Raw genomic sequence first — 14,254 nt, 5'->3', positions numbered from 1 at the left:
TATCAGTTTTATTGGGTCATCGATGCAGTCCTCGGTTACTTGCCTTGCCACTCAGGCCGAATTCCAACCAAGTTGTCCGAACAGTCAGGACTCAATCTGGTGCATTGATCTTTTTTCAATGGCTGCGCATCGATCATAGACCCTGCTCAAACAGCTGATTTCACGTAAGAAATCTTGACCATATTTCGAACCTGTCAAGTGCGTCAAAATGGTGAGCAGCCTCACCATTTTGGTGATTCCAGCATTTTGTCGTTATTTATCAATTAGTTAATATCAATATAAGCTTATAAAAAATATTCTTGCCGATTCGGGAAACTGCAGCTAGCGTTTATTCCTGACAGCACTGACAGGAATCATTCTGTGCGGGCTGTTTTTATATAAAACATCTAGAACCGGCATAAGCCGGTCAATGCCTGCGAGGAACTCGGAATGTCTCTGTTGATCCGTGGCGCCACCGTTATTACCCATGATGAAAGTTATCGCGCCGATGTGTATTGCGCAGACGGCGTGATCAAGGCCATCGGCGAAAACCTCGATGTTCCTCCAGGAGCCGAAGTGCTCGACGGCAGCGGTCAATACCTGATGCCCGGCGGCATCGACCCGCACACCCACATGCAACTGCCCTTCATGGGCACGGTAGCCAGCGAAGACTTTTACAGTGGCACGGCGGCGGGACTGGCCGGCGGCACCACGTCGATCATCGACTTCGTGATTCCCAATCCGCAGCAATCCTTGCTCGAAGCCTTCCATCAGTGGCGCGGCTGGGCCGAGAAGTCAGCGTCGGACTACGGCTTTCACGTCGCCATTACCTGGTGGAGCGAACAAGTCCGCGAGGAGATGGCCGAGCTGGTCAGCCAGCATGGCGTTAACAGCTTCAAGCATTTCATGGCCTACAAGAACGCGATCATGGCCGCCGATGACACCCTGGTGGCGAGTTTCGAACGCTGCCTGGAACTGGGCGCGGTGCCGACCGTTCATGCGGAAAACGGGGAACTGGTCTATCACCTGCAACGCAAACTGATGGCCCAAGGCATTACCGGGCCGGAAGCGCATCCGCTGTCACGGCCGTCACAGGTTGAAGGCGAGGCCGCGAGCCGGGCGATCCGCATCGCCGAAACCCTGGGTACGCCGCTGTATCTGGTTCACGTTTCGACCAAGGAAGCCCTGGATGAAATCACCTACGCCCGGGGCAAGGGCCAGCCGGTTTACGGCGAAGTGCTGGCCGGGCACCTGCTGCTGGACGACAGCGTCTACCGTGATCCGGACTGGCAAACCGCAGCCGGTTATGTGATGAGCCCGCCGTTCCGCCCTCGCGGCCATCAGGAAGCACTCTGGCATGGTCTGCAATCGGGCAACCTGCACACCACCGCCACCGACCACTGCTGCTTCTGCGCCGAGCAAAAAGCCGCTGGCCGCGACGACTTCAGCAAGATCCCCAACGGCACCGCCGGCATCGAAGACCGCATGGCGGTGTTGTGGGATGAAGGGGTGAACACCGGACGCTTCTCGATGCAGCAATTTGTCGCGCTGACGTCCACCAACACGGCGAAGATCTTCAACCTCTACCCACGCAAAGGCGCGATCCGCGTCGGTGCCGATGCCGACCTGGTGCTGTGGGACCCGCAAGGCACGCGGACCATTTCCGCCAAGACCCACCATCAGCAGGTGGACTTCAACATCTTCGAAGGCAAGACCGTGCGCGGCGTGCCCAGCCACACCATCAGCCAGGGCCGCGTGGTCTGGGCCGACGGCGACCTGCGGGCCGAGCGCGGCGCCGGGCGCTACATCGAACGGCCGGCGTACCCGGCGGTGTTTGATTTGCTGAGCAAGCGGGCGGAGCAGCACAAGCCAACTCCTGTGAAACGCTGAAATCGAGGCCTTCGGCCTTCGCGAGCAAGCCCGCTCCCACAGGGGAACGCGTTCCAAGTGTGGGAGCGGGCTTGCTCGCGAAGAGGCCCGCACAGACAACAAAAAAACAATGCCCATCAGAGGCAGCACCTCAAATCACCGTGAGGCCAAAACCGTGATCAAGACCCTGAGTCATCTCCCGCATCCCTACGAGAGTGCAGCCACCCTCGCCGGCCACTTCACCGATCTGGCGCCGCCGCTCAACGAGCGCCAGGCTCACCTGGAAGCCTCGCGTTGCCTGTATTGCTACGACGCGCCGTGCGTGAATGCCTGCCCGAGCGAAATCGACATTCCCTCGTTCATCCGCAACATTGCGCAGGACAATGTGCAAGGCGCCGCACAGAAGATCCTTTCGGCCAACATCCTCGGCGGCAGTTGCGCCCGGGTGTGCCCGACGGAAATCCTTTGCCAGCAAGCCTGCGTGCGCAATAACGCCCACGAGTGTGCGCCGGTCATGATCGGCCTGTTGCAACGCTACGCCGTGGACAACGCCCACTTCAGCGCCCACCCGTTCCAGCGCGCTGCCACCACCGGCAAACGCATCGCCGTGGTTGGCGCCGGTCCCGCCGGACTGTCCTGCGCCCACCGCAGTGCCATGCACGGGCACGACGTGGTGATTTTCGAGGCACGGGAAAAGGCTGGCGGTCTCAACGAGTACGGGATCGCCAAATACAAACTGGTGGATGACTACGCGCAACAGGAGCTTGAGTTCCTGCTGGAAATCGGCGGGATCGAAATTCGCCACGGACAGAAGCTCGGGGACAACCTGACCTTGAGCGAACTGCAGCAACAGTTCGATGCGGTGTTCCTTGGCCTCGGACTCAATGCCAGCAAACAATTGGGGCTGGCCCACGAAGACGCGCCGGGCCTGCTCGCCGCCACCGACTACATCCGCGAACTGCGCCAGGCCGATGACCTGACCCAACTGCCCCTGGCCGACCATTGCATCGTCCTCGGCGCCGGCAACACCGCCATCGACATGGCTGTGCAAATGGCCCGTCTCGGTGCCCGTGACGTGAACCTGGTGTACCGGCGCGGTACCGAAGACATGGGTGCCACCCATCACGAACAGGACATTGCCAAGGCCAATCAGGTACGACTGATGACCTGGGCGCAGCCCGAAGAGGTGTTGCTCGATGACCACGGCCGCGTGCGCGGCATGCGTTTCGCCCGCACCCATCTGGTCGAAGGTCGCTTGCAAACCACCGGTGAAACCTTCGAACTGGCCGCCGACGCGATCTTCAAAGCCATCGGCCAGGCCTTCGACAGCAGCGCCCTCGCCGATCCGCTGGCTCGTGAACTCAAGCGTCAGGGCGAGCGCATAGAAGTCGATGAACAGCTGCGCACCAGCATCCCCGGCGTGTATGCCGGCGGCGACTGCACCAGCCTCGACCAGGACCTTACCGTGCAAGCGGTACAACACGGCAAACGCGCCGCCGAGGCGATCAACGCTCAACTGATGCTCAACGTGGAGGCTGCGTAAATGGCCGATCTATCGATAGTCTTCGCCGGCATCAAAGCGCCCAATCCGTTCTGGCTGGCCTCCGCGCCACCCACCGACAAAGCCTACAACGTGGTCCGCGCCTTCGAGGCCGGCTGGGGCGGCGTGGTCTGGAAAACCCTGGGTGAAGACCCGGCGGCGGTCAACGTGTCGTCGCGCTACTCGGCGCACTTCGGGGCTAACAGGGAGGTACTCGGTTTTAACAACATCGAGCTGATCACCGACCGCTCACTGGAGATCAACCTGCGGGAAATCACCCAGGTCAAAAAGGACTGGCCGGACCGTGCACTGATCGTGTCGTTGATGGTGCCCTGCGTCGAAGAATCGTGGAAAAACATCCTGCCACTGGTGGAAGCCACCGGTGCCGACGGCATCGAACTGAATTTCGGTTGCCCCCACGGCATGCCGGAACGGGGCATGGGCGCGGCGGTCGGCCAGGTGCCGGAATACGTGGAACAGGTCACCCGCTGGTGCAAGACGTATTGCTCTTTGCCGGTGATCGTCAAGCTCACGCCGAACATCACCGACATCCGTGTCGCCGCCCGCGCGGCCCACCGTGGCGGCGCCGATGCAGTGTCGTTGATCAACACCATCAACTCGATCACCAGCGTCAACCTCGAACTCATGGTCGCCAACCCCATGGTCGGCAGCCAAAGTACCCACGGCGGCTACTGTGGCTCGGCGGTCAAACCGATTGCCTTGAACATGGTCGCCGAAATCGCCCGTGATCCGCAGACCCAAGGCCTGCCCATCAGTGGCATCGGTGGCATCGGCAACTGGCGCGATGCCGCGGAATTCATCGCGCTGGGCAGCGGCGCGGTGCAGGTGTGCACGGCGGCGATGCTGCATGGCTTCCGGATTGTTGAAGACATGAAGGACGGTTTGTCCCGCTGGATGGACAGTCAGGGTTACGCCAGTATCTCGGAGTTTTCCGGCCGCGCGGTGGGCAATACCACGGACTGGAAGTACCTGGACATCAACTACCAGGTGATCGCGAAGATCGATCAGGAGGCGTGCATTGGCTGTGGTCGTTGCCATATCGCCTGTGAGGACACCTCGCACCAGGCTGTGGCCAGCCTCAAGCAGGCAGATGGCACCCACAAGTATCAAGTGATCGATGAGGAATGCGTGGGCTGCAACCTGTGCCAGATCACCTGCCCGGTGCAGGACTGCATCGAGATGGTGCCGGTGGAGACTGGCAAGCCGTTCCTGGACTGGAATCATGATCCGAGGAATCCGTATCATGTCAGCCCTTGAAATCCGCGGTGCCTGAACTGGCGCCTTCGCGAGCAAGCCCGCTCCCACAGGGATCTGTGTCGAACACAAATTTTGTGAACACCAGAGAACCTGTGGGAGCGGGCTTGCTCGCGAAGAGGCCAGCAGCCACACCACCCGACCTCACGGCTCCAACCCGATCCCCCGCAAAATCACACTGGTCACCGTCTGCACTGCTTTTTCAAATTGCATGTCCGACAGCGGCTGATGGTCGTTGAGGATATTCACTTGGTGATCGAAGTCGGCGTAGTGCTGGGTCGAGGCCCAGATCATGTACAGCAGGCTCGACGGCTCCACCGGCAGGATGCGTTTGTCATCCACCCACTGGCGGATTTTCGCTTCCTTCATCTTGGCCCAGTCGTACAGGCTCGCGTCCAGCGCTGCGCCGAGGGTCGGCGCGCCATGGATGATTTCGTTGGCCCAGACTTTCGAACCATAAGGCCGGCTGCGGGAATGGTTCATCTTGGCGCGGATGTAGCTGCTGAGCACCACACGCGGGTCATCGAACATCTCGAAGCACAGGGCGTCCTGCTTCCAGACCTCCAGCAAATCGAACAGCACCGCGCTGTACAGTTCGGTCTTGGTGCTGAAGTAGTAATGCAGGTTGGAACGCGGCAGTTGCACTTCGGCGGCGATATCGGCCATGGCGGTGCTGCCGAAGCCCTTTTCAGCGAAGACTTTTTCCGCCCCCAGCAGAATCTTTTCGACGTTACTGCGACGAATCTCGATCTTGTGATTGCCCATGCGGGTCCCCGACAACAACGTTGAACAAGACTAGCATCCGCTCTGGACCGCGGCGACAGGGGAAAACGAAACTTCGTACAGCCGCTGTCGTAACGCTAAACTCTGTGCACCTGGAAATTGCCTGAGGAACTCACGATGCTGCTCAAGAAAACCCTGACCGTCGCAGCCCTGCTCGGCTCGCTGCTCGCCGCTTCTTCGGTGTTTGCCCATGCGCACCTGAAAAGCCAGACACCGGCCGCCAACAGCACCGTGACCGCGCCAACGGAGTTGCGCCTGGAGTTCTCCGAGGGTGTCGAGGCCAGTTTCACCAAAGTCACGCTGACCAGGGATGGCGCACCGGTGGCGGTCAAAGCGCTGACCACCGAAGGCAGCGACAAGAAGACCCTGATCGTCACCCCGGCCGCGCCGCTAACCGCCGGAGCCTACAAGGTCGAATGGCACGCCGTGTCGGTCGACACTCACAAAAGCGAAGGTGCCTACGCCTTCAAGGTTGGCCAGTAATTCATGGCGAGCGCGCTGGTGCTGTGCCGCTTCCTGCATTTCATCGTGGTGTTGATGCTGTTCGGAAGCTGGGTGTTCAGGCCGTTGCTGGCGAATGGCGAAACCGCACTGGATCAGCGGCTGGCACGGACCTCCCATTGGCTGGCCGCAGTGGCGCTGGGCAGCGGGGTCTGTTGGTTGTTGCTGGTTACCGCAAGCATGGCCGGGGCCTGGGACGCAGCCTTCGATCCGCCGACCCTGCACCTGGTGCTGGGCAGTACCTTTTTCGGTCAGGTCTGGCGCTGGCATCTGCTGATTAACATCGCGTTGCTGGTGGTGTTGCTGACACCGCTAAGCGCCAGCCTTGCGCCGCGTCTGATCCTCAGCGGTCTGCTGGTGGCCACGCTGGCCCCGGTCGGTCACGGCGCCATGCTCGACGGCACCGCCGGGCAATTGTTGATACTCAATCAGCTCATTCACCTGATGTGCGTGGGTGCCTGGCTCGGCGGCTTGATGTTGCTGGTGATGATTCTGCGACAGCCTGCCGGGCATTCGATCCGCTTGATGTTGCAGCGCTTCAGCGGCGTCGGCTACGGGTTGGTCGCCGGGCTGCTGATCACCGGGCTGATCAATGTGCGGGTGCTCACCGGGGCCTTCTGGCCAACGCCGCTGTTCACCGGGTTCGCCTTGATCCTGTTGATCAAGGCGTTGCTGGTGACGGCGATGCTGGGCCTGGCGTTGTTCAATCGCTTGCGGATCAATGATTGCGAGCAGCGCCTGCAAACACTGCGCACCAGTGTGATGCTGGAGTGGATGCTGGGGCTTGGCGCAGTGGCGGCCGTTTCATTGCTGGGCACCCTGCCCCCGATGATTTCCAACTGACCGCCCCATCCCCTGTAGGAGCGAGCTCGCTCGCGATGAACCCGACAACGCCGAGGGGCATCAGGATTCCAGCGTTATCGTTGACGACCATCGCGAGCGAGCTCGCTCCTACAGGGTAGGTATTCCAAATCTGAAAGTTGACCCCGGCAGGCATGAAACGCCCCTCCATCGATTTCCACCAGTGATGACCATGATGCCCACGCTTCTCGAACTCAAAGACGAACTCACCCACCTCACCCTCGCCCCGGAACTCGGCGCCAGCATCGTCAACTGGACTGTCCGCAGCACCGGGCAACCCTTGTTGCGCCACAGTGACGCCGATGCCCTGAACACGGGATTGCCCGGCAAACTTGGCTGCTTTCCCCTGATCCCCTGGTCCAATCGCATCGCCGAAGGTGGATTCGATTGCCCCGACGGCTGGCTGGCCCTGACGCCCAACAGCCTCACCGATCCCCTGCCGATTCACGGCAGCGCCTGGCAGCAGCCGTGGGACGTGGTTGCCCAATCTGAAGATGAAGTGATCCTGCAACTCGACAGTGCAATGCCTTTCGCCTATCGCGCCCGGCAACGTTTGCATTTGAGCGAGGGCAAGCTGAGCATCGAACTGCAGGTCACGCACCTGGCTGAAAAGCCTGCGTGGTATGGCTTGGGACTGCATCCGTACCTGCCGCGCACCGCTAACACCCGACTACAGGCACCGGCCCGGCACGTATGGTTGTGCGACGAGGCAAAACTGCCGACAGTACTCAGCGCGTTGCCGCTCGAGTGGGATTTCCAACAACTCAAGTCATTGCCCGAAGCGCTGGTGGACAACGGCTTCTGCGAATGGGACGGCCATTGCCTGATCCGTCAGCCCGACCTTGGCCATGAACTGCAATGCCGGGTCACCGGTAGCGATTACTACCTGCTTTATTGCCCGGTTGGCCTGGACTTTTTCTGCATCGAACCGGTGAGCCACCCGGTCAACGCGCACCACCTGCCCGGTCGGCCGGGGTTGCGTCTACTGGAACAGGGGCAGTCCACCGGGCTGGGTTTCACCCTGCAGTATCGGCCGCTTCAGGCAGATGTCCCCAACAGTTGACTCAACACCGCTCGCAACTTGCCGGGCTTCACCGGTTTGTTCAGCAACGGCGCGTTGAGCCGCTGTAACGCGCGCCGACAATGGTCGGTGCGGTCGGCAGTGATGATCACCGCGGGAATGTTCTGGTGGAAATGCTCGCGCAAATGTCGCACCACATCACAGCCGACCACCGCGTGATCGAGATGATAGTCCGCGAGAATCAGTTCGGGCGCCTGCCCGCGCAATGCCGCCAGCGCAGACGCCTCATCGGTGGCGGTCAGAACGTCGCAGCCCCACTGCCCAAGCAACGCGCTCATGCTTTCGAGGATGCTCACTTCGTTGTCGATCACCAGCAGACGGCGGCCCGGCAGCGGGTTGCCGGTGCCCGGCTGTGGCACCGTCTGGCTCACGGGTAACGGAACCTCGCGGGATATCGGCACCTCGATGCTGAACATCGACCCACGCCCCGGCAACGAGTACACGCCAACTTTATAGCCGAGGATCTTGGCGATGCGCTCGACAATCGCCAGCCCCAGGCCCACGCCCTTGCGATCGGCGGCGCGGCCGACGTCCAGCTGGTTGAACTCGAGGAAGATCGAATCGAGCCGGTCAGCGGCGATGCCACGCCCGGTGTCCCAGACCTCCAGGCGCAACATCTCGCCTCGACGCCTTGCCCCCAGCAGGATGCTGCCTTCATCGGTGTAGCGGCAGGCATTGCTGAGGAAATTACGCAGGATCCGCGTCATCAGGCGCAAGTCGGTGCTGATGGCGTAATCGGCCATGCGCACCCGCAGGTTCAAGCCGGCCGCCTGCGCGACGGACTGAAACTCCGAGACCAGCGGCCCGAGCAGTTCGTCGAGGCGGTATGGCGCGATGTCCGGTTTGACCGCTGCCTGGTCGAGCCGGGAAATGTCGAGCAGATCCGTCAGCAGGTCTTCGGCCCCTTCCAGGGCCTGGTGAGTGCGCTCCACCAGCACCTGTTCGGTTTCCGGCAACTTGCGTTCGCGCAAGGTCGAAATCAGCAACCGTGCGGCATTCAGCGGTTGCAGCAGGTCGTGGCTGGCGGCGGCGAGGTATTTGTCCTTGCTGTGATTGGCGGCCTCGGCGGCATCGCGGGCGTCGCGCAAGGCCTCGGCGATCTGTTTACGCTGGATGATCTGCTGCTGAAGGTTGCGGTTGGCTTCGAGCAGTTCATTGGTGCGTGCGACGACGCGCAGTTCCAGTTCGTCATTGAGTTGCTGCAGGCGTTGCTGGGCCTGTTTACGCTCGGTGATATCGGAAACGAACCCCTCCACCAGCCCTTCCTGGCCGGGTTTGAGCAGCAGGTTCATCAACACATCGAGGTAACTGCCGTCCTTGCGGCGCAAGCGGGTTTCATAGCCGTGCAGGCTGCGCTGGTGCCTGAGGATCTCGACGATGTTTTCCAGCTCCTGCGCACCGTCGACAAACAGGGCGCCGGCCAGGTCGGTCAGGGAGAACAGCACCTCCTGCGGGTCCTGGTAGCCCAGCATGCGTGCCAGCGCCGGGTTGGCGGCGCGCATGCCATCGTGCAGGCTGGCCTGGAAGATCCCGTGCACCGCGTTTTCGAACAGCCACTTGTAGCGATTACGCTCGGCTTCCAGATCATCCAGGCGCGCAGCCAGTTCCGGGTAATGACTCTTGCGGGCCGAATGGCTGCCTAACCCCAGCAGCCCGGCCAGGGCCCGTTGTTGCTCGTCAGAGGGCTTCGCCATAGACGACCTCGACATCACGCTGGCTGGATTCGCGCGGGTTGGTCAGGATGCACGGATCGTCCATGGCATGTTGCGACAGGAACGGAATGTCGGAGGTCCTGACGCCATGCAAACCGAGGGTTTCGTGAAAGCCGATGGCATGCTTGAGCGCGATCAGGTGTTCCACCAGACGCCCGCAGATCTGCCGGTGATTCAGGCCCCGGCAGTCGATGCCGAAGGTCTCGGCGATCACTTTGAAGCGCTCCGGTGCCGAGTTGTAATTGAAGGCCACCACGTGTTCGACGAGCACCGCGTTGCACAGGCCGTGGGGCAGGTCGAGAAAGCCGCCGAGGCTGTGGGACATGGCATGCACGGCACCGAGGATTGCGTTGGAAAATGCCAGCCCGGCCTGCATGCTGCCGAGCATGATCTTCTCGCGCAGGGCGATGTCGGTCGGGTTGGCGATCATTTGCACCAGGTTGCCATTGATCAGGCGCATCGCCTCCAACGCGTGAGGGTCGGTCAGCGGCCCATGGCCGGTGGACACGAACGCTTCGATGGCATGCACCAACGCGTCGATGCCAGTACAGGCCGACAGGAACGGGTCCATGCTCAGGGTGGTTTCCGGGTCGATCAGCGAAACGTCCGGCACCACCGCCTTGCTGACGATGGAGAACTTCATGCGTTCCTGCTGGTTGGAAATGATCACGAATTGCGAGACGTCGGCCGAGGTGCCGGCAGTGGTCGGAATCAGGATCAGCGGCGGGCTGGGCACGCGGATGGTGTCCACGCCCTCGAATTCGAGAATGCTGCGGCCATGGGCGACGACGATGCCGATGCCCTTGCCGCAGTCCATCGGGCTGCCGCCACCGACGGCGACGATCACGTCGCAGTGGTTTTCCCGGTACAGTTCGGCGCCGCGCATCACCTCTTCGACCCGCGGGTTGGGCGAAACATCGCTGTAAAGGCAGTATTCGATGCCCAGCGCCTGCAGGCTGGCTTCGACATCGGCGACCCAGCCGGCGGCAATCACGCCGGGATCGCTGACCACCAGGACCTTGCGCGCGCCAAAGGTCTTGGCATAGTTGCCGACATTGTGCCGGCTACCGGCACCGAAGATGATTTCAGGCGAAACGAATTTACGCAGCTGGTTGAGACTCTGGCTCATTGGAAAGCCTGTTTTTATTGTTTTGGAAGGTAAAAGCCACACTAAACCATCCAGCTGCGAATGCAATCAGACCAAGGTCATCTGCCCGGATTGGGATCTGTACTGCTTGATTTATCCGCGGTAGATCAGCCGCGACGCCTTCTCATTGCGCAATGTCAGGTGTTCCATGCCCAAACCCGGCGCCTCGGCTTCTTCGCGGGCCTTGAGAATCACACCGTGGTGCGCGGACTTGCTGCACACCGGGTCGGCATTGGTGGCGTCACCGGTGAGCATGAAGGCCTGGCAGCGGCAGCCCCCCAGGTCCTTGTGCTTTTCGTCGCAGGAGTGGCACGGCTCCTTCATCCAGTCATCGCCGCGAAAACGGTTGAAGCCGAACGAGTCGTTCCAGATGTGCTCGATGCTGTGCTCGCGCACGTTGGGAAACTGTACCGGCAATTGCCGGGCGCTGTGACAAGGCAACGCTGTGCCATCAGGGGTGATGTCGAGAAACAGGTTGGCCCAGCCGTTCATGCAGGTCTTGGGACGCTCTTCGTAGTAGTCCGGGGTGACGAAGATCAGCTTGCACGGGTGGCCCTGGGCTTCGAGACGTTGGCGATATTCGTTGGTGATGCGCTCGGCCCGTTGCAGTTGTTCGCGGGTCGGCAGCAAGCCGACGCGATTGAGTTCAGCCCAGCCATAGAACTGGCACGTGGCGAGTTCTACAAAGTCCGCTTCCAGTTCCAGGCACAACTCGATGATCTGTGCGATCCGGTCGATGTTGTGCCGATGGGTGACGAAGTTCAGCACCATCGGATAGCCCTGGGCTTTCACCGCCCTGGCCATCGCGAGTTTCTGGGCGAAGGCCTTGCGCGAGCCGGCCAGCATGTTGTTCACCGCTTCGTCGGCGGCCTGGAAACTGATCTGGATATGGTCCAGCCCGGCCACCTTGAAGTCGCGCACCTTCTGCTCGGTCAGGCCGATGCCGGAGGTGATCAGGTTGGTGTAGTAGCCCATGTCCCGCGCGGCCTTGATCAGTTCGGCGAGGTCCTGGCGTACCAGCGGCTCGCCACCGGAAAAGCCCAATTGCGCGGCGCCCATGTCCCGTGCGTCGCGGAACACGCGGATCCATTCTTCCGTGCTCAGTTCCTCGCCGTGCCGGGCAAAATCCAATGGATTGGAACAGTACGGGCATTGCAGCGGGCAGCGGTAAGTCAACTCGGCGAGCAGCCACAACGGCGGTCCGGGCAGCGCCTTACTCGATCCAGAATTGCGCATGGGCCACCTCCAGAAACGCCAGCACGTCTTCGTCGATCCCCGGTACGCCGGGGAAATTCGCGCTCAATCGATCAATGATCGCCGCCACGCTGCGCTGGCCATCCACCAGGTCGAGAATCTGTCCGGCACTGCTGTTGAGCTTGATCATGCCTTCGGGGTACAGCAGCACATGGCAGGCCTGACGGGGCTCCCATTGCAGGCGAAAACCGCGACGCAAGGCCGGTGACTGCTGGCGATTGATCAGGCTCACAGGGCGATCCCCCGGTGCCAGACGTTATCGCCGGTGACCGTATGGTACGGCGGACGCTCCAGCTCGTAGGCCATGCTCATGGCATCGAGCATGCTCCACAGCACGTCGAGCTTGAATTGCAGAATCTCCAGCATGCGTCGTTGCCCCTCGGCCGTCACGTAGTGCGCCAGGGTGATGCGCAAGCCATGCTCGACATCGCGCCGCGCCTGGCTCAGGCGCGTGCGGAAATAGTCGTAGCCTGCGACGTCGATCCACGGGTAATGGGTGGGCCAGGCGTCGAGTCGCGATTGATGGATCTGCGGGGCAAAGAGTTCGGTCAGCGAACTGCTGGCCGCTTCCTGCCAGCAGGCGCGACGGGCGAAGTTGACGTAGGCATCCACCGCAAATCGCACCCCGGGCAACACCAGCTCCTGGGACAGAATCCGCTCGCGATCCAGCCCCACGGCTTCGCCCAGGCGCAGCCAGGCTTCGATACCGCCCTCGCTGCCGGGGACACCGTCGTGGTCGAGAATCCGTTGCAGCCATTCCCGGCGCACGTCGCGGTCCGGGCAGTTGGCCAGGATCGCGGCGTCTTTCAGCGGAATGTTGACCTGGTAATAGAAACGATTGGCGACCCAGCCCTGGATCTGCTCGCGGCTGGCGCGGCCGGCGTACATGGCCTGGTGGAACGGGTGATGGATATGGTAGTAGGCGCCCTTGGCACGCAGGGCGGCTTCGAATTCTTTGGGGGACATCGGGGTCTCGGTCATTGGGGTACTCCTGGAAGCGCTGCGGTGTCTGGTCTGGCCTCTTCGCGAGCAAGCCCGCTCCCACAGGGGTCAGGGTTGAACACAATTTTTTGATCGAAACAGATCCATTGTGGGAGCGGGCTTGCTCGCGAAGAGGCCGTCGACTACAACTCAATACCCATGCCGTCATAAGCCACTTCGATCCCCCGCCGCTCCAGCAACGCCCGCTCGGTCGAGTTTTCATCAAGGATCGGATTGGTGTTGTTGATGTGGATCAGCACCTTGCGCTGGCGGTTGAAACCCTCCAGCACTTCAAGCATCCCGCCGGGGCCGCTTTGTGCGAGGTGCCCCATTTCGCTGCCCAGGCTCTGGCCGACTTCACAAAGACGCATCTCATCGTCACGCCACAGCGTGCCGTCCAGCAGCAGGCAATCGGCACGCTGCATCCAGCCCAGCACTTCATCGTCGATTTGCCCAAGGCCCGGTGCATAGAACAGCGAGGCGCCGTTGCGCAGGTCTTCAATGAACAGGCCAATGGTGTCGCCCGGTTGCGGGTTGCCGCGATTGGGCGAATACGGTGGCGCGTTGCTCACCAGGGGAATCGCACGAAATTGCAAATGCTCGCAGGCCGGGATGCCGAACGGCTGGCGATCGAGACCGACCGGTTGCCATTGCAATCCGCCGTTCCAGTGCCCAAGCACCTCGAACAAAGGGAAACCACTGCTCAGGTCCTGATGCACGCGCTCAGTGCACCACACCGCATGCGGACAGCCTTCGCGCAGACTGAGCAAACCGGTGCAATGGTCGATCTGGCTGTCCAGCAGCACGATGCCGGCGATGGCGCTGTCACGCAGTCGCCGCGCCGGTTGCAAGGGCGCAAAACTCTCGAATTGCGCGCGAATGTCCGGTGAAGCGTTGCACAGCACCCACGCCACACCGTCGTCACTCAGGGCAATCGACGACTGCGTACGGCGCTGTGCCTGGAGGCTGCCATTGCGCACACCGGCGCACTGGCGGCAATTGCAGTTCCACTGTGGGAAGCCACCGCCGGCTGCGGAACCAAGAACGCGAATGTACATGGCAGATGCTCCACAAGGCAGGCCCGGCCAACGCTTCGGCTGGCCGGGTGATCAATCAACGGTTGGCGAAATACATCGTCACTTCGAAGCCAATGCGCAGATCGGTAAACGCGGGTTTAGTCCACATGGGTCATTCCTCTTCTTGTGCCCGGGTGATTCCGGTAATGCCATTAATGCACGGGGCGTCGAGTGCCCGAATGCTACTTTCGAAGG

Annotated in this window: 14 protein-coding genes; 6 read left to right on the top strand and 8 right to left on the bottom strand. The window is 61.4% G+C overall.

The annotated features are described in order from the left end of the window. Positions 1–429: 429 nt before the first annotated feature. From hydA to preA, 3 genes are all read left to right on the top strand, one after another. The gene (gene hydA / locus ACEN8Q_RS04660; protein WP_413704621.1) at positions 430–1,869 is read left to right on the top strand and encodes a dihydropyrimidinase; all 1,440 of its coding nucleotides are present in this window, start codon (positions 430–432) and stop codon (positions 1,867–1,869) included. Positions 1,870–2,023: 154 nt separating this feature from the next. Further along, on the top strand, positions 2,024–3,391 hold the full coding sequence (locus ACEN8Q_RS04655; RefSeq protein ID WP_413427937.1) for an NAD(P)-dependent oxidoreductase: 1,368 nt from the start codon (positions 2,024–2,026) through the stop codon (positions 3,389–3,391). After that, entirely contained in the window at positions 3,392–4,666 is a 1,275-nt protein-coding gene (gene preA, locus ACEN8Q_RS04650) for an NAD-dependent dihydropyrimidine dehydrogenase subunit PreA (RefSeq protein WP_413704620.1), read from the top strand. Between the two features lie 141 nt (positions 4,667–4,807). On the opposite strand, the gene ACEN8Q_RS04645 is transcribed toward preA, so the two are convergent. Then, positions 4,808–5,428 carry a TetR/AcrR family transcriptional regulator gene (locus tag ACEN8Q_RS04645; RefSeq protein ID WP_008017494.1) on the bottom strand — a complete coding sequence of 207 codons (621 nt, stop codon included), beginning with the start codon at positions 5,426–5,428 and terminating at the stop codon, positions 4,808–4,810. 135 nt (positions 5,429–5,563) lie between these two features. Between ACEN8Q_RS04645 and copC the strand changes: the two genes are divergently transcribed. From copC to ACEN8Q_RS04630, 3 genes are all read left to right on the top strand, one after another. Beyond that, positions 5,564–5,929: a copper homeostasis periplasmic binding protein CopC gene (gene copC, locus ACEN8Q_RS04640; protein ID WP_413427939.1), complete on the top strand. Its 366-nt coding sequence runs from the start codon at positions 5,564–5,566 to the stop codon at positions 5,927–5,929. Between the two features lie 3 nt (positions 5,930–5,932). Continuing rightward, positions 5,933–6,790 carry a copper homeostasis membrane protein CopD gene (gene copD, locus ACEN8Q_RS04635; protein WP_413427940.1) on the top strand — a complete coding sequence of 286 codons (858 nt, stop codon included), beginning with the start codon at positions 5,933–5,935 and terminating at the stop codon, positions 6,788–6,790. Positions 6,791–6,980: 190 nt separating this feature from the next. Next, positions 6,981–7,871, top strand: coding sequence for an aldose 1-epimerase (locus ACEN8Q_RS04630; RefSeq protein ID WP_413704619.1), 891 nt, complete (start codon positions 6,981–6,983; stop codon positions 7,869–7,871). Here ACEN8Q_RS04630 and ACEN8Q_RS04625 read toward each other — a convergent pair. The 7 genes from ACEN8Q_RS04625 to pqqA all read right to left on the bottom strand — a co-directional run bounded on the left by ACEN8Q_RS04625 (position 7,847) and on the right by pqqA (position 14,168). Further along, positions 7,847–9,583, bottom strand: a complete 1,737-nt coding sequence (locus ACEN8Q_RS04625; RefSeq protein WP_413704618.1) for a NahK/ErcS family hybrid sensor histidine kinase/response regulator — start codon at positions 9,581–9,583, stop codon at positions 7,847–7,849. The genes ACEN8Q_RS04630 and ACEN8Q_RS04625 overlap by 25 nt on opposite strands. After that, positions 9,567–10,730 (bottom strand): alcohol dehydrogenase-like regulatory protein ErcA, encoded by a 1,164-nt coding sequence (ercA, locus tag ACEN8Q_RS04620; RefSeq protein ID WP_085718082.1) that lies wholly within the window; start codon positions 10,728–10,730, stop codon positions 9,567–9,569. Before ercA ends, ACEN8Q_RS04625 begins: the two co-directional genes overlap by 17 nt. A 111-nt stretch (positions 10,731–10,841) precedes the next feature. Next, positions 10,842–11,984, bottom strand: a complete 1,143-nt coding sequence (gene pqqE / locus ACEN8Q_RS04615) for a pyrroloquinoline quinone biosynthesis protein PqqE (RefSeq protein ID WP_413704617.1) — start codon at positions 11,982–11,984, stop codon at positions 10,842–10,844. Continuing rightward, the gene (pqqD, locus tag ACEN8Q_RS04610) at positions 11,962–12,234 is read right to left on the bottom strand and encodes a pyrroloquinoline quinone biosynthesis peptide chaperone PqqD (protein ID WP_111288525.1); all 273 of its coding nucleotides are present in this window, start codon (positions 12,232–12,234) and stop codon (positions 11,962–11,964) included. The genes pqqE and pqqD overlap by 23 nt, the downstream gene beginning before the upstream one ends. Continuing rightward, positions 12,231–12,983, bottom strand: coding sequence for a pyrroloquinoline-quinone synthase PqqC (gene pqqC, locus ACEN8Q_RS04605; protein WP_413427944.1), 753 nt, complete (start codon positions 12,981–12,983; stop codon positions 12,231–12,233). Before pqqC ends, pqqD begins: the two co-directional genes overlap by 4 nt. Positions 12,984–13,126: 143 nt before the next feature. Continuing rightward, positions 13,127–14,041: a pyrroloquinoline quinone biosynthesis protein PqqB gene (gene pqqB / locus ACEN8Q_RS04600; RefSeq protein ID WP_413427945.1), complete on the bottom strand. Its 915-nt coding sequence runs from the start codon at positions 14,039–14,041 to the stop codon at positions 13,127–13,129. Positions 14,042–14,096: 55 nt separating this feature from the next. Beyond that, entirely contained in the window at positions 14,097–14,168 is a 72-nt protein-coding gene (gene pqqA, locus ACEN8Q_RS04595) for a pyrroloquinoline quinone precursor peptide PqqA (protein ID WP_003253598.1), read from the bottom strand. Between the last annotated feature and the right edge of the window lie 86 nt (positions 14,169–14,254).

This window comes from Pseudomonas sp. Pseusp16, from assembly GCF_047324915.1.
In the GTDB taxonomy this organism is placed as follows: Bacteria; Pseudomonadota; Gammaproteobacteria; order Pseudomonadales; family Pseudomonadaceae; genus Aquipseudomonas; species Aquipseudomonas fluorescens_CD.
The sequence above is the reverse complement of the archived record's forward strand: the minus strand, read 5'-3'. Positions and strand labels throughout refer to the sequence as shown.